This is a genomic window from Halomonas sp. YLB-10 (genome assembly GCF_003856855.1).
Taxonomy (GTDB): Bacteria; Pseudomonadota; Gammaproteobacteria; order Pseudomonadales; family Halomonadaceae; genus Halomonas; species Halomonas litopenaei.
Genome location: NZ_RRCU01000001.1, coordinates 806,298 through 831,229, shown reverse-complemented (window position 1 = coordinate 831,229; position 24,932 = coordinate 806,298). Strand labels below are relative to the sequence as shown.

General features: G+C 63.7%; 24 protein-coding genes and 3 tRNA genes. 16 read left to right on the top strand and 11 right to left on the bottom strand.

The window, feature by feature from the left end; all coding sequences use genetic code 11:
* Nucleotides 1-199: 199 nt before the first annotated feature.
* The 4 genes from EBB56_RS03430 to EBB56_RS03415 all read left to right on the top strand — a co-directional run bounded on the left by EBB56_RS03430 (nucleotide 200) and on the right by EBB56_RS03415 (nucleotide 7,488).
* Complete coding sequence (locus EBB56_RS03430; protein ID WP_124802782.1) at nucleotides 200-2,212, top strand: NADPH-dependent 2,4-dienoyl-CoA reductase; 2,013 nt, start codon at nucleotides 200-202, stop codon at nucleotides 2,210-2,212.
* Nucleotides 2,213-2,549: 337 nt separating this feature from the next.
* Nucleotides 2,550-4,472 carry a PrkA family serine protein kinase gene (locus tag EBB56_RS03425; RefSeq protein ID WP_108131323.1) on the top strand — a complete coding sequence of 641 codons (1,923 nt, stop codon included), beginning with the start codon at nucleotides 2,550-2,552 and terminating at the stop codon, nucleotides 4,470-4,472.
* A 63-nt stretch (nucleotides 4,473-4,535) separates the two neighbouring features.
* Nucleotides 4,536-5,822 (top strand): YeaH/YhbH family protein, encoded by a 1,287-nt coding sequence (locus EBB56_RS03420; RefSeq protein WP_045992146.1) that lies wholly within the window; start codon nucleotides 4,536-4,538, stop codon nucleotides 5,820-5,822.
* 100 nt (nucleotides 5,823-5,922) lie between these two features.
* Entirely contained in the window at nucleotides 5,923-7,488 is a 1,566-nt protein-coding gene (locus EBB56_RS03415) for a SpoVR family protein (protein WP_124802780.1), read from the top strand.
* A gap of 128 nt (nucleotides 7,489-7,616) precedes the next feature.
* On the opposite strand, the gene EBB56_RS03410 is transcribed toward EBB56_RS03415, so the two are convergent.
* The gene (locus EBB56_RS03410) at nucleotides 7,617-7,931 is read right to left on the bottom strand and encodes a high-potential iron-sulfur protein (RefSeq protein WP_045992144.1); all 315 of its coding nucleotides are present in this window, start codon (nucleotides 7,929-7,931) and stop codon (nucleotides 7,617-7,619) included.
* Nucleotides 7,932-8,277: 346 nt separating this feature from the next.
* On the opposite strand from EBB56_RS03410, the gene EBB56_RS03405 reads away from it, so the two are divergent.
* Both EBB56_RS03405 and EBB56_RS03400 read left to right on the top strand, forming a co-directional pair.
* Nucleotides 8,278-8,553 (top strand): Lrp/AsnC family transcriptional regulator, encoded by a 276-nt coding sequence (locus tag EBB56_RS03405; protein ID WP_045992143.1) that lies wholly within the window; start codon nucleotides 8,278-8,280, stop codon nucleotides 8,551-8,553.
* Between the two features lie 115 nt (nucleotides 8,554-8,668).
* Nucleotides 8,669-9,541: a DNA/RNA non-specific endonuclease gene (locus EBB56_RS03400; RefSeq protein WP_260425275.1), complete on the top strand. Its 873-nt coding sequence runs from the start codon at nucleotides 8,669-8,671 to the stop codon at nucleotides 9,539-9,541.
* 201 nt (nucleotides 9,542-9,742) lie between these two features.
* Here the strand turns inward: EBB56_RS03400 and EBB56_RS03395 are convergent.
* The 3 genes from EBB56_RS03395 to EBB56_RS03385 all read right to left on the bottom strand — a co-directional run bounded on the left by EBB56_RS03395 (nucleotide 9,743) and on the right by EBB56_RS03385 (nucleotide 10,133).
* Nucleotides 9,743-9,829, bottom strand: a tRNA-Leu gene (locus EBB56_RS03395).
* 65 nt (nucleotides 9,830-9,894) lie between these two features.
* Nucleotides 9,895-9,981: transfer RNA gene (locus tag EBB56_RS03390), tRNA-Leu, on the bottom strand.
* Between the two features lie 65 nt (nucleotides 9,982-10,046).
* Nucleotides 10,047-10,133 (bottom strand) — tRNA-Leu (locus tag EBB56_RS03385).
* Nucleotides 10,134-10,396: 263 nt separating this feature from the next.
* Between EBB56_RS03385 and rnr the strand changes: the two genes are divergently transcribed.
* The 9 genes from rnr (at nucleotide 10,397) to EBB56_RS03340 (ending at nucleotide 18,553) form a co-directional block, all read left to right on the top strand.
* Nucleotides 10,397-12,844, top strand: coding sequence for a ribonuclease R (gene rnr / locus EBB56_RS03380; RefSeq protein ID WP_124802778.1), 2,448 nt, complete (start codon nucleotides 10,397-10,399; stop codon nucleotides 12,842-12,844).
* Nucleotides 12,845-13,009: 165 nt separating this feature from the next.
* Nucleotides 13,010-13,750: a 23S rRNA (guanosine(2251)-2'-O)-methyltransferase RlmB gene (gene rlmB, locus EBB56_RS03375; RefSeq protein WP_185696378.1), complete on the top strand. Its 741-nt coding sequence runs from the start codon at nucleotides 13,010-13,012 to the stop codon at nucleotides 13,748-13,750.
* Between the two features lie 164 nt (nucleotides 13,751-13,914).
* A complete protein-coding gene (rpsF, locus tag EBB56_RS03370; RefSeq protein ID WP_045992140.1) occupies nucleotides 13,915-14,286 on the top strand; it encodes a 30S ribosomal protein S6 in 372 nt (123 codons plus the stop codon).
* 45 nt (nucleotides 14,287-14,331) lie between these two features.
* Entirely contained in the window at nucleotides 14,332-14,559 is a 228-nt protein-coding gene (rpsR, locus tag EBB56_RS03365) for a 30S ribosomal protein S18 (RefSeq protein ID WP_016853668.1), read from the top strand.
* A gap of 10 nt (nucleotides 14,560-14,569) precedes the next feature.
* Nucleotides 14,570-15,421 (top strand): hypothetical protein, encoded by an 852-nt coding sequence (locus EBB56_RS03360; protein WP_124802776.1) that lies wholly within the window; start codon nucleotides 14,570-14,572, stop codon nucleotides 15,419-15,421.
* A 16-nt stretch (nucleotides 15,422-15,437) separates the two neighbouring features.
* Nucleotides 15,438-15,884, top strand: coding sequence for a 50S ribosomal protein L9 (gene rplI, locus EBB56_RS03355; protein WP_045992138.1), 447 nt, complete (start codon nucleotides 15,438-15,440; stop codon nucleotides 15,882-15,884).
* A 209-nt stretch (nucleotides 15,885-16,093) separates the two neighbouring features.
* Nucleotides 16,094-17,482 (top strand): replicative DNA helicase, encoded by a 1,389-nt coding sequence (gene dnaB / locus EBB56_RS03350; RefSeq protein ID WP_045992137.1) that lies wholly within the window; start codon nucleotides 16,094-16,096, stop codon nucleotides 17,480-17,482.
* A 78-nt stretch (nucleotides 17,483-17,560) separates the two neighbouring features.
* The gene (locus EBB56_RS03345) at nucleotides 17,561-17,854 is read left to right on the top strand and encodes a hypothetical protein (protein ID WP_045992136.1); all 294 of its coding nucleotides are present in this window, start codon (nucleotides 17,561-17,563) and stop codon (nucleotides 17,852-17,854) included.
* A 396-nt stretch (nucleotides 17,855-18,250) separates the two neighbouring features.
* Nucleotides 18,251-18,553 carry a DUF6482 family protein gene (locus tag EBB56_RS03340; RefSeq protein ID WP_045992135.1) on the top strand — a complete coding sequence of 101 codons (303 nt, stop codon included), beginning with the start codon at nucleotides 18,251-18,253 and terminating at the stop codon, nucleotides 18,551-18,553.
* A 141-nt stretch (nucleotides 18,554-18,694) separates the two neighbouring features.
* Here EBB56_RS03340 and EBB56_RS03335 read toward each other — a convergent pair whose 3' ends face one another.
* Nucleotides 18,695-19,075, bottom strand: coding sequence for a thiol-disulfide oxidoreductase DCC family protein (locus tag EBB56_RS03335; RefSeq protein WP_124802774.1), 381 nt, complete (start codon nucleotides 19,073-19,075; stop codon nucleotides 18,695-18,697).
* The gene (locus EBB56_RS03330) at nucleotides 19,072-20,652 is read right to left on the bottom strand and encodes a cryptochrome/photolyase family protein (protein WP_124802772.1); all 1,581 of its coding nucleotides are present in this window, start codon (nucleotides 20,650-20,652) and stop codon (nucleotides 19,072-19,074) included. The genes EBB56_RS03335 and EBB56_RS03330 overlap by 4 nt, the downstream gene beginning before the upstream one ends.
* A gap of 108 nt (nucleotides 20,653-20,760) precedes the next feature.
* Here EBB56_RS03330 and hemH point away from each other — a divergent pair, with 108 nt between their 5' ends.
* On the top strand, nucleotides 20,761-21,831 hold the full coding sequence (hemH, locus tag EBB56_RS03325) for a ferrochelatase (RefSeq protein WP_124802770.1): 1,071 nt from the start codon (nucleotides 20,761-20,763) through the stop codon (nucleotides 21,829-21,831).
* 91 nt (nucleotides 21,832-21,922) lie between these two features.
* On the opposite strand, the gene EBB56_RS03320 is transcribed toward hemH, so the two are convergent.
* Genes EBB56_RS03320 through EBB56_RS03300 form a run of 5 tightly spaced genes read right to left on the bottom strand, consistent with a single transcriptional unit; the run spans nucleotide 21,923 to nucleotide 24,931 of the window.
* On the bottom strand, nucleotides 21,923-22,306 hold the full coding sequence (locus tag EBB56_RS03320; protein WP_045992131.1) for a Na+/H+ antiporter subunit G: 384 nt from the start codon (nucleotides 22,304-22,306) through the stop codon (nucleotides 21,923-21,925).
* Between the two features lie 15 nt (nucleotides 22,307-22,321).
* Nucleotides 22,322-22,591 carry a K+/H+ antiporter subunit F gene (locus tag EBB56_RS03315; protein WP_045992130.1) on the bottom strand — a complete coding sequence of 90 codons (270 nt, stop codon included), beginning with the start codon at nucleotides 22,589-22,591 and terminating at the stop codon, nucleotides 22,322-22,324.
* Entirely contained in the window at nucleotides 22,585-23,085 is a 501-nt protein-coding gene (locus EBB56_RS03310) for a Na+/H+ antiporter subunit E (protein WP_045992129.1), read from the bottom strand. Before EBB56_RS03310 ends, EBB56_RS03315 begins: the two co-directional genes overlap by 7 nt.
* Nucleotides 23,082-24,590: a monovalent cation/H+ antiporter subunit D gene (locus EBB56_RS03305; RefSeq protein WP_108448056.1), complete on the bottom strand. Its 1,509-nt coding sequence runs from the start codon at nucleotides 24,588-24,590 to the stop codon at nucleotides 23,082-23,084. The genes EBB56_RS03310 and EBB56_RS03305 overlap by 4 nt, the downstream gene beginning before the upstream one ends.
* Complete coding sequence (locus EBB56_RS03300; RefSeq protein WP_045992127.1) at nucleotides 24,587-24,931, bottom strand: Na+/H+ antiporter subunit C; 345 nt, start codon at nucleotides 24,929-24,931, stop codon at nucleotides 24,587-24,589. The genes EBB56_RS03305 and EBB56_RS03300 overlap by 4 nt, the downstream gene beginning before the upstream one ends.
* Nucleotide 24,932: the final 1 nt, after the last annotated feature.

Below are 24,932 nucleotides of genomic sequence, written 5' to 3'. Positions count from 1 at the left end.
AGCTAGCCCCGGAGCTGGCCGGAAAGAAACCTTTGCCCGACGATGCGTTTTGCGCGCATTTTCATCGAGGGGGGTGGCAGAGGGTAGACTGCTATCATACAGTTGTTTGAAATTGGTCGATGAGTGGCGCCAATTGTGTGAGCGCGCCATCCGACACCGCCAACAACAACGCGCAGCCTGTGCTGCGAAGGACCGCCCCGTGACCGCCTATCCCCAGCTCTTCACTCCCTTGCGCCTGGGCCATCTGAGCCTGCCCAATCGTGTGCTGATGGGCTCCATGCATACCAACCTGGAAGAAGCACCGCGCGGCTTCGAGCGTCTTGCCGCCTTCTACGCCGAGCGCGCCCGCGAGGGAGTGGCGCTGATTGTGACCGGCGGCATCGCCCCCAACGCCGAAGGCGCCGTCTTCCAGGGGGCCTCGCAGTTGACCAGCGAGGACCAGCTCGAGGGACACCGTCAGGTCGTCGAGGCGGTGCACGCCGAGGGCGGACGCATCTGCATGCAGATCCTGCACGCTGGGCGCTACGCCTACTCGCCGGAGCTGGTGGCGCCGTCGGCGATCCAGGCGCCGATCAACCCCTTTACCCCGCGTGAGCTCACTGACGAAGATGTGGAGCGGCAGATCGACGACTACGTGCGCTGCGCGCGCCTGGCCCAGCAGGCCGGCTACGATGGCGTCGAGATCATGGGCTCCGAGGGCTACCTGATCAATCAGTTCATCTGTCGGCGCACCAATCAGCGCCAGGATCGCTGGGGCGGCGACTTCGACAATCGCTGTCGCTTTGCGCTGGAGATCCTGCGCCGGGTACGTGCGGCGGTGGGGGATCGTTTTCTGCTGATCTACCGGCTGTCGATGATCGACCTGGTGGAGGACGGCAGCACCCATGACGAGGTCATCGCCCTGGGGCGGGCGGTGGAAGCCGCCGGTGCCGACGTCATCAACACCGGCATCGGCTGGCACGAGGCCAGGGTGCCGACCATCGTCACCAGTGTGCCGCGGGCGGCCTTTACCGAGGTGTCCCGGCGCATGCGTCAGGCGGTGACGATTCCGCTGATCACCACCAACCGCATCAACATGCCCGAGGTGGCCGAACGGGTGCTCGCCGAGGGCCACGCCGACATGGTCTCCATGGCCCGGCCTCTGCTGGCCGACCCCGCCTGGGTGGCCAAGGCTCGTGGCGACAGGGCAGACGAGATCAACACCTGCATCGCCTGCAACCAGGCCTGCCTCGACCACACCTTCCAGGGCAAGCTGACCTCGTGCCTGGTCAACCCTCGCGCCTGTCACGAAACCGAGCTGTCGCTGGAGACGGCCGCCACGCCGCAGAGGGTGGCGGTGGTAGGGGGCGGTCCTGCCGGACTCGCTACCGCCGTCAGTGCCGCCGAGCGGGGCCACAGGGTCACCCTGTTCGAGCGCCAGGCCAGTCTGGGTGGGCAGTTCAACTTTGCCCGTCGGATCCCCGGCAAGGAGGAGTTCGACGAGACGCTGCGCTACTTCCGGGTCATGCTCGACAAGACCGGTGTCGACGTCAGGCTGTCCTGTGAGGCAACGCTGGCCGACCTCGAGGGCTTTGATCATGTGGTGCTGGCCACCGGCGTCCGTCCCCGCCAGCTTCAGTTGCCCGGTGCCGATCATCCAAGTGTGCTGAGCTACGCAGAGGCAATCGAGTCACCCGGCCGGGTCGGGCGGCGGGTCGCCATCATCGGCGCCGGCGGTATCGGCTTTGACGTGGCGGAGCTACTGACCCACGTCGCCCCGGGTGACGACCCCCTGGCCGAGTGGTGTGACGAGTGGGGCGTGGATCTCGCAGTGAGCGCGCCGGGAGGGCTCAAGCCCGCACAGCGTCCCGAGTCACCGCGGGAGGTCTTTCTGCTGCAGCGCAAGAGCTCCAAGCCCGGCAAGGGGCTCGGCACTACCTCTGGCTGGGTGCATCGGGCCTCGCTGCGCCATCGGGGAGTCCAGGCGATACCCGGCTGCGAGTATCAGCGTATCGACGACCAGGGCCTGCATCTGAGCGTTGACGGCGAGGAGCGCACCCTGGCCGTGGACAGTGTGGTGGTGTGTGCCGGGCAGGAGTCGGTGCGTGAGCTGGTAGCGCCACTTGAGGCCGCCGGCGTTCGGGTGTCGATCATCGGTGGGGCGGACAAGGCAGCGGAGCTGGACGCCAAGCGCGCCATCGATCAGGGCGTGCGTCTGGCGGCGTCACTGTAGGATTGTCGACAATAAAATATGCAGATTCGGTAATCCTCAGGAGGTGCGCTGTCGTGCCTCATGAGGACCGGGCAGGTGGCGTCCGGCGCTGGCTTCCCGGCCGTCGGCTACCTCGGCTTTGGTGCCTCTTGACCCTCTTAGGTCGAATTACGTCTGGACAATGAAACGCTTCTGCTGGCATGAGTTCTTATAGGTAAGGACGTTCAGCGTTGAAGATCCGAGCATCGTCATTGGCTAATGCTGTTCTACGCTGAGAGTACCCCCTCGACAAGGGCGATGGCAGGCAAGGGTGGGTGACGTCGTCCAGATCGAGTCCCGGGCATCACAGGAGGCATCGATGAGCATCTTCGACCACGTGCAGAACCGCTTCGCTCGCGTCCAGCAGGAAGAAATGTCCCTGCAGGAATATCTGGAACTCTGCCGTCAAGACCCTTCCGTCTACGCCAGTGCGCCAGAGCGCATGCTGGAGGCCATCGGTGAACCGGAGGTGATCGACACCGCCAAGGACCCGAGGCTGGCGCGGATCTTTTCCAACAAGGTGATACGCCGCTACCCGGCGTTCAGTGAATTCCATGGCATGGAGGAGGCCATCGAGCAGATCGTGGCCTACTTCCGCCACGCCGCTCAGGGCCTGGAAGAGAAAAAGCAGATTCTCTACCTGCTGGGGCCGGTGGGGGGCGGCAAGTCGTCGTTGGCCGAGCGGCTCAAGCTGTTGATGGAAAAAGTGCCGTTCTACGCCATCAAGGGTTCTCCGGTGCACGAGTCCCCGCTTGGCCTGTTCTCGCCCGAAGAGGACGGCGAGCTGCTCGAGAAGGAGTACGGCATTCCCGGTCGCCACCTGCGCAGCGTGATGTCGCCCTGGGCAGCCAAGCGACTCAAGGAGTCCGGTGGTGACATCTCCCAGTTCCGGGTGGTGCGGCTGTATCCCTCGCGGCTCAATCAGATCGCCATCTCCAAGACCGAGCCTGGCGACGAGAACAACCAGGACATCTCCTCGCTGGTGGGCAAGGTGGACATCCGCCAGCTCGAGCTCTACTCCCAGGATGATCCGGACGCCTACAGCTTCTCCGGTGGCCTGTGTCGAGCCAACCAGGGCCTGATGGAGTTCGTCGAGATGTTCAAGGCGCCGATCAAGGTGCTGCACCCGCTGCTGACCGCCACCCAGGAAGGCAACTACAACCCCACCGAGGGCATGGGCGCGATACCCTTCGATGGCGTCGTGCTGGCCCACTCCAACGAGAGCGAGTGGCAGGCGTTCCGCAACAATCGCAACAACGAGGCCTTCCTCGACCGGGTCTACATCGTCAAGGTGCCTTACTGCCTGCGGGTCTCCGAAGAGATCAACATCTACAAGAAGCTGCTCGAGCACTCCTCGCTCAACCAGGCTCCCTGCGCGCCGGATACCCTGCGCATGCTGGCCCAGTTCTCGGTGCTGTCGCGGCTCAAGGAGCCGGAGAACTCAAGCGTCTACTCCAAGATGCGGGTCTATGACGGCGAGAACCTGAAGGACACCGATCCCAAGGCCAAGTCGATCCAGGAGTATCGCGACAGCGCCGGGGTGGACGAGGGCATGGACGGGTTGTCCACACGCTTCGCCTTCAAGATCCTGTCGAAGGTGTTCAACTTCGACAACCATGAGGTGGCGGCCAATCCGGTGCACCTGCTGTATGTGCTGGAGCAGCGTCTGGAGCAGGAGCAGTTGCCCAAGGAAACCTTCGAGCGTTATCTGCGCTACATCAAGGAGTACCTGGCGCCGCGCTACGTCGACTTCATCGGCAAGGAGATCCAGACCGCCTACCTGGAGTCCTACTCCGAGTACGGTCAGAACATCTTCGACCGCTACGTCACCTACGCCGACTTCTGGATCCAGGATCAGGAGTACCGGGATCCCGAGACCGGCGAGCTGTTCGATCGCCAGTCGCTCAATGACGAGCTGGAAAAGATCGAGAAGCCGGCGGGCATCTCCAATCCCAAGGACTTCCGCCACGAGGTGGTCAACTTCGTGCTCAGGGCGCGTGCCCAGAACAACGGCATGAATCCGGGCTGGCAGTCCTACGAGAAGCTGCGTGGTGTGATCGAGCACAAGATGTTCGCCAACACCGAGGAGCTGCTGCCGGTGATTTCCTTCAACGCCAAGGCATCCTCTGCCGACATCAAGAAACACGAGGACTTCGTGGCGCGGATGAAGGATCGAGGCTACACCGAGAAGCAGGTGCGCCTGCTGTCGGAGTGGTACCTGAGGGTGCGCAAGTCGCAGTAGCCGTGAAGGCACCGGGAGCGTCCCGGTGCCTGCCACCCTTGTCGACTGCGCCCAGGAGGTCCCATGACCTACTTCATCGATCGCCGAGCCAACGCCAAGAACAAGAGCGCGGTCAACCGCCAGCGCTTTCTTGACCGTTATCGGACCCATATCAAGCGCTCCGTGGAGGAGGCGGTGAATCGCCGTTCCATCACCGACATGGAGCGCGGCGAGAAGGTCTCGATCCCGAGCCGTGATATCTCCGAGCCGGTATTCCAGCACGGCAGTGGGGGGCGTCGCTCCATCGTCGCGCCGGGCAATCGCGAATTTCAGGAAGGGGATCGCCTGCGCCGTCCGGACGGTGGCGGCGGTGGTGGCGATGGCAGCGGCGAAGGCGGCGCTTCCAATCAGGGTGAGGGCATGGACGAGTTCGCCTTCACCCTGACGCGGGAGGAATTTCTCGAGTTTGTCTTCGACGGCCTGGAGTTGCCCCACCTGGAGCGCAAGCCGCTGGTCGACGTCGAGGAGGTGCGGCCGGTGCGCGCCGGGGTGTCCCGGGACGGGGTGCCGGCGAGGATCAACATCGTGCGCTCCATGCGCGAGGCCCAGGCCCGACGTATCGCCATGCGGGCGCCCATTCGTCGCGCCCTGCGCGAGGCTCAGGAGGCACTGGAGGTCGAGGAGCGCAAGGATCCGGTGCTCCGAAACCCCGCCCGCATCCAGGAGCTCAAGGACGAGATCGAGCGCCTGGAGCGGCGCCTGGAGGCGGTGCCCTTCATCGACACCTACGATCTTCGCTACAACCACCTGATCAACCAGCCCCAGCCATCGAGCAAGGCGGTGATGTTCTGCGTGATGGACGTCTCCGGGTCGATGACCCAGGCCCACAAGGACATCGCCAAGCGCTTCTTCCTGCTGCTGTACCTGTTTCTCGAGCGTAGCTACGAGCGGGTCGAGCTGGTCTTCGTCAGGCATCATACCGCCGCCAAGGAGGTCGACGAGGAGGAGTTCTTCTACTCCCGGGAGACCGGCGGCACCATCGTCTCCAGCGCCTTGACCCTGGTCGACGAGATCATCGACAAGCGCTACCCGCCGGGGCAGTGGAATCTGTACGTGGCCCAGGCCTCGGATGGCGACAACTGGGACGATGATTCGGTGAACTGTCGTGAGCTCCTGACCAAGTCTCTGATGGGGCGCCTGCAGTACTTCACCTACGTGGAGATCACGCCCCACGCCCACCAGGCCCTGTGGGAAGAGTACGAGCGGGTGGAGGCGGCCTATCCTGACCGTTTCGCCATGCGTCAGATCGTCGAGCCGGGGGATATCTATCCGGTGTTCCGTGCCTTGTTCAAGCGTCGCGCCGAGAGTTGACCCCTCGGTCGACTCGACAGCCGACCGGGGCCTTGCGGCCCCTGAACAAGCGCTACGCAACTCCGGGCGATGATAGAGCCCCGGAGAGGAGGGGAGCTCCATGACCACCTTGACCAAGCGCCACGCCAAGCCCATCGCCACCGGCTCCGACTGGAGCTTTGACGATCTCACCGAGTTCGAGGCCGAGATCGCGCGACTGGCAGACGAGTACCGGCTCGATACCTACCCCAACCAGATCGAGATCATCACCACCGAGCAGATGATGGACGCCTACGCCAGCGTCGGCATGCCGGTGGGCTATCACCACTGGTCCTTCGGCAAGCAGTTTCTGGCGGTGGAGCAGGCCTATCGGCGTGGTCAGATGGGGCTGGCCTACGAACTGGTGATCAATTCAGATCCCTGCATCGCCTACCTGATGGAAGAGAACACCCTGATGATGCAGGTGCTGGTCATGGCGCACGCCTGCTATGGCCACAACTCCTTCTTCAAGGGCAACTATCTGTTTCGGACCTGGACCGACGCCTCCTCGATCGTCGACTACCTGGTGTTCGCCCGCAAGTACATCAGCCAGTGCGAAGAGCGCCACGGTGTCCAGGCGGTGGAGCAGCTGCTCGACGCCTGTCACGCCCTGCAGAATTATGGCGTCGACCGCTACAAGCGTCCGTCCCCGGTATCTCCCGAGGAGGAGGCTCGCCGTCAGCAGGAACGCGAAGACTACCTGCAGACCCAGGTCAACACCCTGTGGCGCACCATTCCAACCGGTGATGTGGGCAGCATCGCAGAGCCCATGGCGTCCGAGGACGATCCGCTGGGGCTGCGAGGCGGCGGGCGTTATCCGCCGGAGCCCCAGGAAAACCTGCTGTACTTCATCGAGAAGAACGCTCCGCTGCTGGCGCCCTGGCAACGCGAGGTGGTGCGTATCGTGCGCAAGCTGGCCCAGTACTTCTACCCCCAGCGCCAGACCCAGGTGATGAACGAGGGCTGGGCGACCTTCTGGCACTACACCCTGATGAATCGTTTGTTCGACGAGGGCGCGGTGGACGAGGGGCTGATCCTCGAGTTCCTGCAGTCGCATACCGCCGTGGTCAGTCAGCCGGCCTTCGATAGCCCCTACTACAACGGCATCAACCCCTACGCCCTGGGGTTCGCCATCTTCACCGACCTTAAGCGTATCTGCGAGGCGCCCAATGACGAGGACCGCGAGTGGTTCCCCGACATCGCCGGCAGTGACTGGCGCGAGACGTTGAACTTTGCCATGCGCGACTTCAAGGACGAGTCCTTCATCCAGCAGTTTCTCTCGCCCAAGGTGATTCGCGATCTGAAGCTGTTCCAGATCGTCGACGATGATCAGGAGGAGACCCTGGAAGTCGGCGCCATCCACGATGAGCGAGGCTACCGGCGGGTGCGCGAGGCGCTGTCCACGCAGTATGCGCTGTCGCTGCGTGAGCCCAATATTCAGGTCTACGAGGCGGATATCCGTGGTGATCGTTCGCTGACGCTGCGCCACGTGCAGGATCAGCGGCGACCGCTGGCACGCAGTGTCTATCCGGTGATCCGTCATCTGCATCAACTGTGGGGCTTTCCGGTCAAGCTGGAGTCCTGGGACGGCGACGAGGTGGTGCGTCGCTATCAGTGGCCGCTGCCGGACAGCGAAGAAGGCGCTTGAGACTCGGCAAGAGCGGCAAACGACAACACCCCGGGCCATCGGCCCGGGGTGTTGTCGTTCTGGTGTGGCTCAGGGGCGAGTTCTTTTCAGCCTACCCCTGGTAAATCCGACGCTGGGTCAGCCAGACGTCAAGGCTTGGCGGTCCAGGACTGGCACCACCCGCCCGGCTCCACACTGTTCTGCGGGAACAGCTGGCAGCCTTCGGTCTCGGCGTTGAAGAACATGCAGTTGGCGCAGGTCTCTCCCTCTTCGTAGGCGGCGTTGCCACTGGCGTCGCTGGCGTTCTCGACGTAGCCGAGCGCCTTGGCCTGGGCGTTGTCGGTATCCAGGCGCGGCAGGCTCTGGGCCAGGGCGGTGCGGGACAGTACGCCAGCGCCCAGAGGCAGGGCGGCGATGCCCAGCAGACTGTGGCGCAGGAAGTCACGGCGGCTGTGCTTGGCCATGGTGGGGCTCCTCGTTGTGGCTCGATCGATGGTGATCGAAGTCGATAGTCGAACGGTCTTGGTTGGGCCCGTTTCTGCTGGACCGATGTTATCGAGTGTGCCCGGTGAGCCTGGGCGACCTCGTGCGCTCTAGGCGGCGCTGAACATTCAGATTAGCTAAGCCTTTGAGTCTTGGCGAATCCTCGCTACTCCGCTGCGGCAATCCGCCACGCAGGTGGTGCCTGTCGGGTGGTGCTGCCCGTGCCGCGCCGGCGCTGATATACTGCGCCGCGAGCACACCACATCTTGCCGTCTGTGCCGTGGGCTTGGTTGGCCTGGCGAAGACGGACATCGAAGGAGGGCGACCATGCAGAATGCAGTGATCCTGATCAATGCCGAAAAGGGACAGGTCAAGGCGGTGGCGGAGCGCCTCGCCGAGGTCGACGGCATCAGCGAGGTGTACTCCACCTGCGGTCGCTACGACCTGGTGGCGATCGCGCGCACCCGTGATTTCGAGAGCCTGGCCGAACTCGTCACCGGGCGCCTGAACGCGGTGGAAGGGATCGCCGACACCGAGACCCTCAACGCCATGCAGGTGCACTCCCGTCACGACCTGGAGACCATGTTCTCGCTGGGGTGGTAGCAAGGTCGCGTGTGCGGCCCGGTGACTGCGCCGGGCCGGCGCAACGCCGCTCGTTCGACGCGCCGGCGACCAGCACCTCTTCGCCATCTCGTGACTCTTTGCATCAAGGAAGCGTGTGGACCTTTCACTCGATCGCCTGATACCCCGCCCCCGAAACCTCCTTGTCTCGCTGGTGCTGGTCGCCGCGGGTGCCTTTCTGTGGCACAGCACAGAGCAGGGCTACCGTGATCGCATGAGCTGGATGGGGGTAACCGAGTGGGCCGAGCCCGGCGTCTTGTCCTTCACCCGCGTCATGCGTAACGATGGCTATCTGCTGGGATGGTCGGATGTCCGCGTCGGTGCGCTGTGGGTCAGCTATGAGCTACGCCAGAGCGGGGATCGGCAGATCGGGCCGCGACCCGGTTTCCGCCAGGACTGGCGCACGCTGTGGCCTGTCAGCACCACGAGCTACTCGGGCAGTGGTTACGACCGCGGCCACCTGGCCCCGAACTACGCCATGGCCAAGGTGTGGGGAGAAGACGCCCAGGACGACAGCTTTCTGATGAGCAACATGATGCCGCAGAAGCCCGCGCTCAATCGGCAGCTGTGGCAGCGCCTGGAGGAGGTGGTGATGGACCACTTCCTGCCGCGCTTCGGCCGGCTGCAGGTGATCACCGGCCCGATCTACGCCGAGACACGAATCACCGATATCGAGATCGATCGTCTACTCAATCGCGTCGGCTTCGTCGAGGTGCCGGTGGCGTTCTACAAGATCGTGGTGGTGCCGGGGGATACGCCGCTGGCGGTGGCCTTTGTGATGCCCCAGGACGTGCGTGGCGACGAGTCGCTCAAGCAGTTTCTGGTCAGCATCGACGAGGTAGAAGCAAGCACCGGGCTGAATTTCCTGCCGCGGCTGGCGGCGAGCCAGGAAGCCGACTGGGAGTCGGTCGCGGGGGTCGGCGACTGGGCATTGTCCCAGGTGGCCGAGTTGCCCTCTCGATTCGACTAGGTAGAGAGTTCGCGGGTGCCGGAAAGACGGCGGAGCTGGCTGTTGCTGTTCTGCTGCGTCAGGAGGGGGCGCAGAGGGATAGTGCAAGAGGAAGGTGAGGTAGAGGGATAGCCGGGAGCGGTGCAGATTTCAGGCACAAAAAAACCGCGACGAGGCGCGGGTTCTTGTTGATCCGATGTGGATCCGTTGTCTGCATGACGATGGTGCCCAGGAGAGGACTTGAACCTCCACGTCCATAAGGACACTAGCACCTGAAGCTAGCGCGTCTACCAATTCCGCCACCTGGGCATGTCATGCGATTCTCTTGTCAATCTTGCATCAGTCTGTCGTGTTCGTCGACCCTGACGAGTCGATGGTGCCCAGGAGAGGACTTGAACCTCCACGTCCATAAGGACACTAGCACCTGAAGCTAGCGCGTCTACCAATTCCGCCACCTGGGCGAACACGTGCTGCTTGACTGACAAAGAGCGTGACGACTTGCATCGTCGTGATCCCGAAGGATCGTTGGTGCCCAGAAGAGGACTTGAACCTCCACGTCCATAAGGACACTAGCACCTGAAGCTAGCGCGTCTACCAATTCCGCCATCTGGGCAAGTGGCGCGTATGTTACCGAATCATCTGAATAATGCAAGCGTCTCGATAGGGAATCGCGCGATTTTTTTTGCCGTTGTGACCATCGCCTGAATGGGCCCTCGGTGGGCGGCGGGTCTATCCACGGGCGCTTATGGTTGGGTCAAGGCCGCGCCAGCGCTATACTGCGCGCATGTTACGACAAATTTTCGACAAGACCGCACGCTCGCGCCCGGGAGTCGGCGCTCACCTGCCGTCCTCGACCCTGCCAAGGATGCCTTTCGCATGACCCATTGGACGCTCGACGCCGACGAACACGCTCTCCGCGAAGCCCACAAGTACGACAACCCCGCCCCGTCCCGCGAATACCTGCTCAAGCGGCTCGAGGAAATCGGGGCGCCGGTGACCCATGAGGCCATGAGTGATCAGCTGGGTCTCGATGACGAGGACCTGCGCGAGGCGGTGCGTCGCCGACTGTCCGCGATGGAGCGGGACGGCCAGGTGCTGCGCAACCGTCGCAACGCCTATGCGCTGATCGACAAGCTCGATCTGATCAAGGGCAAGGTGCTGGGGCATCGGGACGGTTTCGGCTTTCTATTGCGCGACGACGGCAAGAAGCCTGATCTGGTGATCCCCCCGCGACAGATGCGCCGGGTGTTTCACGGTGACCACGTGCTGGTGCGCATCAGCGGACGCGATCGCAGGGGCCGTGACGAGGCCACGGTGGTGGACGTCATCGCGCGCAACACCCAGACCATCGTCGGTGTGTATCGCGAGAATACTCCCGAGTTCGGGGTACTGATCCCCGAGAACAATCGGATCACCCAGGAGGTGATCATCCCGCACAGCGCCTGTGGTGGCGCCCAGGACGGCCAGGTCATCTCGGCACGCATCGTCAAGCAGCCCGAGACCCGGGTGCAGCCGGTGGGTGAGGTCATCGAGGTGCTGGGAGAGCGTATGGATCCCGGTATGGAGATCGACATCGCGCTGAGAAGCTACGAGATCCCGTCCGAGTTTCCGCCGGATGTCACCGACCAGATCGCCAGCATGTCCGCCGAGGTCGCCGAGGAGGACAAGCTCCACCGCATCGACCTGCGTGACAAGCCGCTGGTCACCATCGATGACGAGACCGCCAAGGACTTCGACGACGCGGTGTGCGCCTACAAGACGCGTTCGGGCAGCTGGAAGCTTCTGGTGGCCATCGCCGACGTGTCGCACTACGTGCGTCCCGGCAGCCCGCTCGATCAGGAGGCCATCGCCCGCGGCAACTCGGTGTACTTCCCGGGGCAGGTAGTGCCGATGCTGCCGGAGCTGCTGTCCAATGGACTGTGCTCGCTGAATCCGGACGTCGATCGTCTGGCGCTGGTGTGCGAGCTCAACATCTCCAAGACCGGGGCCATCAGCCGTTATCGCTTCTACGAGGCGGTGTTCCGTTCCCATGCCCGGCTGACCTACAACAAGGTGGCGGCGATCCTTCAGGACGAGGGGGAGGAAGGCGAGGCCCTGCGCCAGGAGTACAAGTCGCTGGTGCCGTCGCTGAAGAACCTGCACAGCCTCTACCAGTTGCTGCGAGAAGCGCGTACCGAACGGGGTGCCATCGACTTCGAGACCACCGAGACCGCCATCGTCTTCAACGACGAGCGCAAGATCGAGAAGATCGTGCCGCGCTCGCGCAACGACGCCCACAAGATCATCGAGGAGTGCATGCTGGCGGCTAACGTTGCCACCGCGCGCTTCCTCGACAAGCACGACCTGCCGGCGCTGTACCGTATCCACGAGCGTCCGTCGCCGGAACGCCTGGACAAGCTGCGGCTGTTCCTCAACGAGATCGGCATGTCACTCGGCGGTGGTGATGAACCGACGCCCCAGGACTACCGTGACCTGGCCGAGGCGATCAAGGGTCGCGACGATGCCGACATCATTCAGACGGTGATGCTGCGCTCGATGAGTCAGGCGGTGTATTCGCCCCACAACGAGGGCCACTTTGGCCTGGCCTACCCGGCCTACGCCCACTTTACCTCGCCGATTCGTCGCTATCCCGATCTGCTGGTGCACCGCGCCATTCGTTCGGTGATCCGCGGACCGCGCCAGACCAACACCGTGCTGCGCGCCGAGGGAGCGCCGGTGGAGCCGCCGACCAAGTGGTGTCCCTATACCTTCGAGCAGATGCTCGAACTTGGCGAGCACTGCTCGATGACCGAGCGTCGTGCCGACGACGCCACCCGTGACGTCGAGGGCTGGCTCAAGTGCGAGTTCATGTCCGACAAGCTCGGCGAGGTCTACGACGGTACCATCGCCTCGGTCACCCAGTTCGGTATCTTCGTGCGCCTCGACGCGTTCTATGTCGAGGGACTGGTCCACGTCACCTCCTTGCCGTCGGACTACTACCACTACGAGCCCGAGAAGCATCGTCTCAAGGGCGAGCGTACCGGCACCAGCTATCGTCTGGGCGATGGGGTCACCGTTCAGGTGGCTCGGGTCGACCTCGACGAGCGCAAGATCGACTTCGAGATGGCCGACGACAAGCCGCGCCCTCGTCGGGCACCGCGCAAGCGTCGCGACGCAGGCGCCCAGAGTCAGGGCAAAGGCCAGGGCAAGGGGCGCGGCGGCAGGACGGCCCAGGGCGACACCAAGCGCCGTGCCGACGGCCCTTCCGGGGTCGGCGAACAGGATGCCCCGAAGAAGAAGGGCGGACGTCGGCGCCGCGGTCCGCGGCGTGGCAACAAGGGATGAACACCCGCGTGATGATTGACCAGGAGGCCGCCCGTGGCCAAGCATGATTCCAGACGCCGTCGCCACGGCCAGAGCCAGTCCCAGACGCATGACCAGGCGCGTACTCAGGTGCGTGGCAAGGGACGTGGTCAGCATGGTCCGGCAGTGCCGAACGGCCTCGACAGTGTGTTCGGCGTCCACGCCGTCCGGGCGCTGCTGGAGCGTGGCGAATCACCCAGGGAGCTGTGGGTGCAGGAGGGCGACGCCGGGCGTCGTCTGAGTGAGCTGGTCGATACCGCGCGCAGTCGCGGCGCCAGGCTCAGGAGCGTGCCCCGTGAAGAGCTCGACGGCCTTTCCCAGGGTGCCTCCCATCAGGGTATCGTGGCGTTCTGCCCGCCACTGGCGCCGGAGGGCGAGGAGTCCCTGTGGCACAAGCTCAAGGCCTGGCCGCTGGAGACGCCGCCGCTGCTGCTGATCCTCGATGGTGTCACCGACGTTCACAACTTCGGCGCCTGTCTACGCAGTGCCGACGCCGCCGGGGTGCACGGCGTGATCGTGCCCAAGGACAAGTCGGCACCGCTCAACGCCACCGTGCGCAAGGTGGCCTGCGGTGCCGCCGAGAGCGTGCCGGTGTATCAGGTGACCAACCTGGCTCGCGCCATGGCGCGACTGAAGGAAGAAGGGGTGTGGATCACCGGTACCGCCGGCGAGGCCGATGCCAGCGTCTTCGCAGCCGACTTCACCGGGCCCATGGCGCTGGTGATGGGGGCCGAGGGCAAGGGCATGCGTCGGTTGACGCGGGAGGCCTGCGACACCCTGGTCAAGCTGCCCATGGCGGGCACCGTCTCGAGTCTCAATGTGTCGGTGGCCACCGGCGTTTGTCTGTTCGAGGTGGTGCGCCAGCGCGAGCTCAAGGCCCGCGGTTGACGGTGTCGCCCCAGCATCGGCTTGCAACCCTGATCACAACTCCGTAGAATCTGGGCGCCCGTGCGTTCTGCGCGGGACAGGCTAATTGTTATTCACTCCTTGCTTCCCCCGGCGCCGAGACGACTCAGGCCCCTGCGGAAGCTGCCAAACCGAAAGGAGAATCCATGCGTCACTACGAGATCGTCTTCATGGTCCACCCGGACCAGAGTGAGCAGGTTCCGGCCATGGTCGAGCGCTACACCAGCATCGTCACCGAGAACGCCGGTACTGTTCACCGTCTCGAGGATTGGGGCCGCCGTCACCTGGCCTACCCGATCAACAAGATCCACAAGGCTCACTACGTGCTGATGAACGTCGAGTGCAGCGGCGAGACCCTCGAGGAAATCGAGAACATCTTCCGTTTCAACGACGCCATCATTCGCAGCCTGGTGGTGCGCTGCAAGGAAGCCATCACCGAAGCGTCTCCGATGATGAAGCCGGTGGAAGAGAAGCGTGCCCGTCGCGAAGAAAAGCCGCGCACCGCTGAATCCGCCTGAGCCGCGCATCACTAGCTCTGCAACGCACGTATAAGGAGTCTTTCCATGGCACGCTTTTTCCGTCGCCGCAAGTTTTGCCGTTTCACCGCTGAAGGCGTGAAGCAGATCGACTACAAGGATCTGGACACGCTCAAGGCCTACATCACCGAGACCGGCAAGATCGTTCCCAGCCGCATCACCGGTACCAAGGCCCGTTACCAGCGCCAGCTGTCCACCGCGATCAAGCGCGCACGCTACCTGGCCCTGCTGCCTTACACCGACAGCCACCAGTAAGTCGTCGCCGATGCTGCCCGTCGCCCGATGGTCGATGAAAGGCATGCCCCAGGCGGCGCTGGTCGCTCTGGTGGCATCTGCGGTGCCTTGGCTGTTCTGGTTCGGGGCGGCGATTGCCGCTCTGGTCACCTTGCGCAAGGGCATGGCACCGGCGATGCCGGTGATCGTCGCAGCAGCAGTGCCGGCTGGCTGGTGGTGGACCCAGGGAGATCCGATCCCCCTGGCGACCACCCTGCTGGCGTTGTTGATGGCCATCGTGCTGCGCTCCCGCATGCGCTGGGGCGAGGCGCTGATCCTGGGGTCGCTGGCCGGCGCCGCGATGATCCAGCTGGGGGTGTTCCTGCCCAAGGCGGATACCGCCCTGATGCTGGAGCAGCTGCGCCAGAGTTCCTCCGAGGTAGCCGCCATGCTCGACGAGTTGGCTGCCCAGGGACTCGACGCCAGTCGGCTGGCCGAACTGGTTATCAGCGGTGTCACCGGTCTGGTGGTGATGCTCGCTGCGGTGGCCTGTCTGGCCCTGGCACGCAGCTGGCAGGCGGGGCTCTACAACCCGGGAGGTTTCCGGGAAGAGTTCCACGCCCTGCGGCTCACCCCGAGGGAGCTGATCCTGTTGGTGGTGCTGGTGATCGCCGGCACCCTGCTGGGTCTCCCCGGGATCGGCATGCTGGCCTGGATTCCGCTGCTGATGGCCGGCATCGGCCTGACACATGGTGTAGTTGGACGTAAGGGAATGAACGGGTTGTGGCTGGTCGCGTTCTATCTGCTGCTGATCACCACCTGGCCCATGATTCTCATCGTGCTGGTTGTGGCCCTGATCGATACCTTCGCGGACTTCCGCGGGCGTCTGGGTCACAGCAACTGACATAGAGGTTTACGAGATGGAAGTCATTCTGCTCGACAACATTGGCAAGCTGGGCGGTCTCGGTGACAAGGTCACCGTCAAGCCTGGTTACGGCCGCAACTACCTGGTGCCCTACGGTCTCGCCGTGCCGGCCACCAAGGACAACATCGCTGCCTTTGAAGCCCAGCGTGCCGAGCTCGAAGCTCAGGCCGCCGAGCGCAAGGCCGAAGCCGAAGCTCGCGCCGAGCAGCTCAACGACATCGAGCTGTCTCTGGTCGCCAAGTCTGGCGACGAAGGCAAGCTGTTCGGTTCCATCGGTCCGCGTGACCTGGCCGAGGCGATCTCCAGCGCCGGTATCGACGTCGCCAAGAGCGAAGTCCGCATGCCGGAAGGCCCGATCCGCCAGACCGGCGAATACGACATCGTGCTGCACCTGCATGCCGACGTCGACGCCACCGTGCGCGTGGTGGTGGTGGCCGAGTAAGGTCGTCTCCCACGGCAGTGGCAAGGGCGCGGGAGTCACATCCCGCGCCCTTTTTTGTGGCTCGCGATCGCCCGCACGGGTGATCGTGCGACGGACCCGGCTTCGGGTAGACTAAGGCTTGTCTGGAGAGTGGCTGCGCTCGTCGACTTTTCGGACACAGCCTGGATCCAGTGGCATGGCGCCGTGAACAACAGCGAAGAGACAAGCGCATGAGTGACGTCCAGACCATCGATCGTGAAGCCGCGGCGCTGAAGGTTCCGCCGCACTCGGTGGAGGCCGAGCAGTCGGTGCTGGGTGGCCTGATGCTCGACAATCAGGCCTGGGACAATATCGCCGACCGGCTGGTGGCCGACGACTTCTATCGCTACGAGCATCGCCTGGTGTTCAACGCCATGGTGGCGCTGGCCGAGTCGAGCCGTCCGCTGGACGTGGTGACCCTGTCCGAGGCCCTGGAGGGGCGCGACCAGCTCGACACCGTGGGCGGGCTCGCCTACCTGGCGGAGCTGGCCCGCAACACTCCCTCGGCCAGCAATATCCGCGCCTATGGCGACATCGTGCGCGAACGCGCCACCCTGAGAAAGCTGATCCAGGCGGCCAACCAGATCGCCGACGGCGCCTTCAGCCCCAATGGGCGTCCTGCCGATGAGCTGGTCAACGAGGCCGAGCGGCTGGTGTTCCAGATCAGCGAGGATCGCCCCAAGGCCGGTGGCCCCATCGGCATGAGCGAACTGCTGACCAAGGCCGTCGATCGCATCGACGAGCTGTTCAACATGAAAGGCGAGATGACCGGCCTGTCGACCGGCTTTCGTGATCTCGATGACATGACCTCCGGGCTGCAGCCCTCCGACCTGGTGATCGTTGCCGGGCGTCCGTCCATGGGCAAGACCACCTTCGCCATGAACCTGGTGGAGCACGCGGTGGTGTCCAGCGACAAGCCGGTGATGGTGTTCTCCATGGAGATGCCGGCAGACTCGATCATGCTGCGCATGCTGTCGTCACTCGGCCGCATCGACCAGACCCGAGTACGCTCCGGTCAGCTCGAGGACGAGGACTGGCCGAGGTTGACCTCGGCGGTCAACCTGCTCAAGGACAAGCAACTGTTCATCGATGACACCGCTGCGCTGTCGCCCAACGAGATGCGCTCACGGGTGCGTCGCGTGGTGCGCGAGCACGGCAACCTGGCGATGATCATGATCGACTACCTTCAGTTGATGCAGGTGCCGGGGTTCGGTGACAACCGTACCGGCGAGATTTCGGAGATCTCGCGCTCGCTCAAGGGGCTTGCCAAGGAGTTCGGCTGCCCGGTGATTGCGCTGTCGCAGCTCAACCGCTCGCTGGAGCAGCGCCCCAACAAGCGTCCGGTGATGTCGGACCTGCGTGAATCCGGGGCCATCGAGCAGGACGCCGACCTGATCGGTTTCGTCTATCGTGATGAGGTCTACAACCCGGATAATCCCGACAACAAGGGGCTCGCCGAATTCATCATCGGCAAGCAACGTAATGGTCCCATCGGGACGGTGCACATGGCCTTTATCGGCAAGTACACCCGCTTCGAGGATCTGGCGCCGGACAGCTACGGTGATACCTTCGGCGAATAAACGTGCTTGAGCCTGACCGACGGGCTCGTATAATGCCGCCCCTTGCGATTTCGACAGACACAGTGAAGGAGACCTGACATGGCAGGCGGATTTCGACGCGGCAATCGCCGTCGCGCGCCCAAGCTGGAAGCCCGTGGCGAATTGACCTCGGTGGAACGGGAAGGCCCGTTCAAGGAATGGCTCGGCATGCCCGATCTGTATCGCTATCACCTGGTAGTGGACGGCGTGGACTACAGCTACCAGACAGAAGACTCCGAGCTGCCGGTGCAGATCGGCGACAAGGTGGTGTTTCGCTACAAGGAGACCAAGGCCGGCAATTGGGTCGACCGCAACTCCCTCGGCAAGGCCATCGATCCCTCCGACTACCAGTAGTCTCACCGCCGGATCCGTCGCCCGCGAGCATTCGTGTCGCGGGCCTTCGTTTTCCCTCCTTCAAGCTCTCCACTTCCTCCCGCAAAGGCGCTGCCTGCCGCTGAAGACCCCCTTTTCTCCGCCGCGATCATGGAGGTCGTTTAACCCGCTGTGCGCGCGAAACGGCCAATATGTATCCAGATCAGAGAAATTCTTCACACCGTCACGGGAATGTCACCCGAAGGGCCCAGGCTGTGCCATGATCAGAGAGTCACATGCGCGGCACAGGGAAATGAAACGAGCGTCATGGTCTGCCGAAATATCATCGGCACGCTCGTCGCCGTAGTGTCGTCACATAAGGAGGGCGGGGGCCACAGGACCCCCGTCGCGACAGGATGAAAAGAGGCGAAAGATACGATGGAAATTAATGATCTCAAGGCCTTTGTCGGCCGCCACGACAACTTCGAGATTCGCGTGATCGGCCATGCCGGCAGCCGTTTTTACCAGGTCGAACTGGAAGACGTGGAAGGTGCCCGCAAGATGCTCTGCCGCCGCGGCAAGCCGGTGTTGTTCCGCTCGCTGGACGACGTCTACCTGGAGCTCAAGCGTGCCGGTATCCACCGCGCCTACCTGGTCCAGCACGTGGCCCACGACGAGGTGATCGGTCGCGAGGCCCACTATGCCGAACCGCTGGCCTCACGTATGCCCCTGGTGTTTTGAGTGACATCGTTCCACACCAACCTGGTGCTGGAACCCTCTCGACGGCAGTCTCGCCGTCTCTGCCTTGCCACTGATGTACCCACGTTCACCGAACAAGTCCCTGGCGCAAGCTGCCAGGGCCCTTGGCGGTGTCGACCTGCCTTATCGCTTCCTTTGAGTCCCTGTTAGCCAGGGGCGCAGTCGGGCGAAGCCCAGATAGCCGATGTCCAGCAGTCCACGCAAACCGGGTACGCTGCTTAGCTGCACCCAACGGCGATGACCCAGCGTCGCGTACAATGCGCGAGTGGCATCCATGCCGATGAACCAGCGACCTGTGGCGTCGCGCAGGTGCAGCTTGCCCAGCATGTCATCGAAGCGCTGGCCCCAGGCCTCGGCGCAAAAATCGTCGTCGCGGATATCGATAAAGTGGATCAGCCGGCTGCGCGGATGCCGCCTCAGCCAGGCGATCTCCTTGCGGCATAGTGGGCACTGACCATCATGAAACAGCGCAAGCGGTGTGGCGAGTGTCTCGAACCGATTCATGGATTCGCTCCCTGAGGTCGATAGCCGTCGCGGTGGGGACCCTGACCGTAGCTCGGTTCGCATGCCAGGTTGTCGAGAAAGGACGTGGCCTGGCGGCGCATGGCGCTGCGCTTGTCATCGCTCATGCGGCGCAGCGAGCCATAGATCAGCTTCATGCGAGGATTGCTCGCCAGGGTGTCGGCGTGACGTTCGAGAAAGTCCCAGTAGAGGCTGTTGAAGGGACAGGCGTCTTCGCCCAGGGTCTTTTTCACGTCATAGCGACAGTGGCGGCAATGGTCAGACATCCGATCGATGTACTTGCCTGACGCACAGTAGGGCTTCGAGCCCATCAGTCCACCGTCGGCGTGCAACACCATGCCAAGCGTATTGGGCAATTCGACCCATTCACAGGCGTCGGCGTAGACCGCCAGGTACCAGTCGCACAGGGCCTCGGGGCTGACGTCGCACAGCAGAGCAAAGTTGCCGGTCACCATCAGACGCTGGATATGGTGCGCGTAGGCGTTGTCCCGGGTCATGCCGATCGCGCGGGATAGACAGCGCATGCCGGTGTCACCGCTCCAGTAGAAGTGGGGCAGACCCCTGCGGGCCTGCAAGGCGTTATAGCCCTTGTAGTCCGGCATACGGGTCCAGTAGATGCCCCTGACGTACTCTCGCCAGCCGAGGATCTGGCGGATAAAACCTTCCACCGCATTGATCGGTGCATGCCCCTCGAGATAAGCGGTTTCGGCGGCCTCGCAGACTTCTCTCGGGCTGAGCAGGCCAAGGTTCATGGGAGCGGACAGGCGCGAGTGGAAGAGAAAGGGATCGCTGTCGCTGATGGCGTCCTGGACGTCACCGAAGCTCGGCAGCAGGTGATCGATGAAGTGTCTGAGATCGACCAGCGCCTGGCGTCGGGTGACCGGCCAGTGGAAGCCATCCAGACGACCGAAGTGTTCATCGAAGTGTTCCTCCACCAGTGTCAGCACCTCACGGGTCATGTCGTCGACGGTGTGGCGGGGAGGCTTGGGCAGCGTGTAGTGCTGGGGCAGGGGTCGTCGGTTGTCCTTGTCGAAGTTCCACTGGCCGCCCATGGGTTCATCGCCCTCCATCAGCAGGCCGGTGCGGCGACGCATCAGTCGATAGAAGCCCTCCATGCGAGGCTGCCGGCGATGGGACAACCAGTCGCCGAATTCACCAGGCGTGCAGTAGAAGCGGTCGTCCTCGACCCATTGCCAGGGTATCCCGCCCTGGCGGCGCTCCATGGCATCCAGTAGCCGCCATTCGCCGGGCCTTGTGGTGACAATCCGCGAACAGTCGTAGGCTTGCGCGAGGCGTTCCGCCTCCGCCAGCAGGCCATGGGCGTTGTCCGGATCATCGAGGGCGCTGTAGTGGACGCGATAGCCCTTGTCGCGAAGAGTGGCGGCGAAGTGGCGCATGGCCGACAGCATCATGGCGATCTTCTGAGGGTGATGCGGCACGTAGCGGCCTTCCTCGGCGACCTCGCACAGCGCGACGACGTCGTTGTCGCCAGCGGTCTGCAAGAGTCCGAGGTCCAGGCTCAACTGGTCGCCGGTGATCAAGATCAAGGATCTGGACATGGGTTCACCAAAAATTGTACAAATCCTCTTCATAGTAACACTTCATTCGAGCCTGATACCCACCGGTGATAGGCTTTGTGCATTCGCTACCAAGAGGAAGTCACCTTCATGGATCAGTCCGTTCCCCCCTCAGTGGTGGAGGCCCACCGCCCGGAGCAGGCGCCGGTCGACCACCCCGCCGTCGCACGTGAAAAGATCGGCGTGCTGGTCGCCAACCTGGGTACGCCGGACGATACCGACTACTGGTCCATGCGCCGCTATCTCAGCGAATTTCTGTCGGACCAGCGGGTGGTCGACTATCCGCGCTGGCTCTGGCAGCCGCTGCTGCAGTTGATCATCCTGAGTCGCCGGCCATTTGCCTCCGGGGCGGCCTATCGCAGCATCTGGAACACCGACAAGGACGAGAGTCCATTGCTGACCATCACCAGAAGCCAGAGCGAGAAGCTGTCGACGCGGCTGCGCGCTGAGCTGGGGGACAATATCGAAGTCAGCTTCGGCATGCGCTACGGCAATCCCTCCACCGACAAGGCGCTCAAGGAGCTGGAGGAGAAGGGATGTCGGCGTATCCTGTTCTTCCCGCTGTATCCCCAGTACGGCTCACCCACCACCGCCACCGCCTGCGATCAGTTCTTCCGCCAGCTGATGAAGCGCAAGTGGCAGCCATCGGTGCGAACGGTGCCGGCCTACTTCGACGAGCCGGGCTATATCGAGGCCCTGGCCGCCTCTGTCAGCGAACGCCTGGAGAACGAGACGCACCAGCCCTCGGTGGTGGTGGCGTCCTATCACGGCGTACCCAAGCGCTTTCTGGAGGAAGGCGACCCCTACTACTGTCAGTGCAGGAAGACCACGCGACTGCTGCGCGAACGGCTGGGGCAGGCCGAGGACGAGGTGGTTACCGCCTTCCAGTCCAAGTTCGGGCCTGAAGAATGGGTGGGCCCCGCCACCGTCGACAAGGTGGCGGAGCTGGCGCGTCAGGGGCACAAGAGTATCGCCGTACTGTCCCCCGCCTTCAGCGCCGACTGCGTGGAGACCCTGGAAGAGATCGAGGAAGAGATCCGCGACGCCTTCATGGAGGCCGGCGGCGAGCACTTCATCTACATTCCGTGTCTCAACGATCGCGACGACCATATCGCGGTGCTGGCCGATATCGTCAAGCGCGAACTGGGCGGCTGGATCTGATCGCTCGGCCTTTCGCGCCACGATAGCCAGACACAGAACGGGCAGCCCATGGGCTGCCCGTTTCGTATCCAGCTTGCATGAAGCTAGGCTTTTAGTCTCGGTCGGGGTGGGGCACCGGCTTGTCCCCAACCTCTTCCTCACGGAATTCGAGCGGCTTGCCGCGGGTCTTGTCCAGATACTTGAGGCGCTGGTGCAGGCCAGTCTTGGCCAGCATGTGGGCGCTTACCGGGGCGGTGATGAACAGGAACAGGGTGATCAGCATCTCCTGCAGGTGGGTGCCTTCCTGGGTGGCGCTGAAGTACACCATGGAGCCGGACAGGATGCAGCCCATGCCCAGGGTGGTGGCCTTGGTCGGGCCGTGCAGACGCATGTAGAAGTCCCGCAGGTGGGCCATGCCCAGCGAGCCGATGAAGGCAAACAGCCCGCCGGCGATCAGCAGCACCGAGATCAGCCCCTCGAGAATGACGTAGAACATGGAATTCTCCCGAAGTTACTCGATGATATCGCCGCGCAGCAGATACTTGCAGACGGCAATGGTGCTGATGAAGCCGAGCAGCGCGATCAGCAGCGCGGCTTCGAAGTAGGTCTTGGAGTTGAGCCACACTCCCATCAGGATGATCAGGGCGATGGAGTTCACGTACATGGTATCCAGCGCCAGGATCCTGTCGGGCATGTCCGGGCCCACGGTCAGGCGAAACAGGTTCAGCAGCAGCGCCAGGCAGACCAGCGCCAAACTGATGGTCAAGGCGGTGTCTAGCATTCGAAGATCTCCTTCAGCGGCTGCTCGTAGCGTTCGCGGATGGTGCGGATCAGGGTCTGTTCGTCACGCACGTCCAGAGCGTGGATCAGCAGCGTCTTGCCGTCCATGCGCAGGTTGGCCGACACCGTTCCTGGGGTCAGGGTGATGGTGCTGGCCAGCAGGGTGATGGTGAATCGCTCCTCGAGCATCAGCGGATACTCGACGAAGTGGGGCCGAGTGCGGCGCCAGGGATTGATGATGATCCAGGCCACCTGCATGTTGGCCACCACGATGTCACCGATCACCCGGAAGAAGAAGCGCAGCAGTTTCCAGGGCTTCTTTACACCGGGCTGCATGTCCCAGAAGGGGTAGGTCAGCCAGGGGATGAGCACGGCCAGAAAGCCGCCAAGCAGCAGGTGACCGACCGAGACCGTGTTGACCAGCAACAGCCACACGACCAGCAGCAGCAGGCTGAGCAGCGGTGTCGGCAGTAGTGAGCGAGTGCGTCGGTTCATTGGGCGTCTCCCTGATCGATCAGAACGGCCTGAATCATCGGTTGCGGGTCGCTCAACTGTTCTGCCGTGGCCTCGGTGTAGCCGGCCAGGGGGCCGGCCAGGATCACCAGCAACGGCGATGATGCCAGCAGCCAGCCGGTGCCCGCCCACTGCCAGGGGGACAGCGAATCGCCGTCATCGCTGGCCTGGCTGCGCCAGAACAGGGTGGACCCTGCCCGCGACAGCGCCACAATGGCGCACAGGCCGGTGGCCAGCAGCAGAGGCCAGAACCAGAGACGTTGGGCGCTGTCGCCGGCGTTCATCAGCATGACCTTGCCCAGCGCCCCGGACAGCGGAGGCAGGCCCGCCACAGCCATGGACCCGATCAGGAACATCAGGCCCAGCGCCGTGGCGTTGCGCGGTATCCGGCCGCGCACCAGGCGGGTACCGGCCTTGCCACGTTGGACGCCGATCATGTCCGCCAGCAGGAACAGCCCGCCGGTGACCAGGGTGGTGTGCACCAGATAGAACAGGAGGCCCGATACCGCTTCGGGGGAGCGCATGCCGACGCCGGCGAGCAGGGTGCCCACCGACACCAGTACCAGATAGGCCACCAGCAGACGCAGGTCGCGGGCGGCCAGCACGCCGACACCGGCAATCGCCAGGGTGCCGAGCGAAAGCCACCACACCCAGCTCTGCTCAAGCGCCTCCAGGGGGCCTGCCTGGTCGCCGAAGACCAGCCAGTAGACCCGCAGGATGGCGTAGACGCCGATCTTGGTCATCACCGCAAACAGGGCGGCCACCGGCGGCGGCGCGCTGGCGTAGGCCCGCGGGAGCCAGAAATACAGTGGCAGTACCGCCGCCTTGAGGCCAAATACCACCAGCAGCAGCAGAGCGCCGGCGACGACCATGCCCTGACGCTCTCCCGGCAGCTGACTCACCGCCTGGGCCATGTCCGCCATGTTGAGGGTGCCGGTAGCCCCGTACAGCAGCCCCACGGCGAACAGGAACAGCGCCGATCCCGCCAGGTTGAGCACGGCGTAGTGCACCGCCGACTGGATGCGCGCCTTGCCACCACCGTGGACCAGCAGGGCGTAGGAGGCCAGCAGCAGCACCTCGAAGAACACGAACAGGTTGAACAGGTCGCCGGTCAGGAAGGCGCCGTTGATTCCCATCAGTTGGAGCTGGAACAGGCCGTGGAAGTTGCTGCCCTTCTCGTCGTCGCCGCCGCAGGCGAACAGCACCGCACCAACCGCCAGCATCGAGGTCACGAACAGCATCAGTGCCGATAGCCGGTCCAGCACCATGATGATGCCGAAGGGCGGCTGCCAGTTGCCCAGGGCGTAGTACTGGATCTCGCCGCTGGCCGCCTGGCGCAGCAGCATCACGCTGATCACCAGCAGCGCCAGGGTGGTGGCAAGGCCGAGACCACGCTTGAGCGTGGCATTGCCGAATCGGGTCAGCAGCAGCGCCACCGCTGCTGCCAGCGGCAGCACGATGGGCATCACGATCAGGTGGGACATCAGCGTCGCTCCTCCTTGTCCTCGGCCTTGCGCCCGTCCACGTGGTCATTGCCCATGTCGCCCCGTGCACGCATCGCCAGGATCACCGCGAAGGCGGTCATGGCGAAGCCAATGACGATGGCGGTCAGCACCAGCGCCTGGGGCAGCGGATCGCTGTAGTCGCTCTTGCCGTCGATGATGGCGGAACCACCGGTGGTCAGTCCGCCCATGGAGAACAGAAAGAGGTTGGTGGCGTAGGAGAGAAGCGTCAGACCTACCACCACTGGGAAGGTTCGGCCGCGCAGCATCAGATACAGGCCACTGGCGGCGAGCACGCCGGTCGTTATGGCATAGAGCATTTCCATG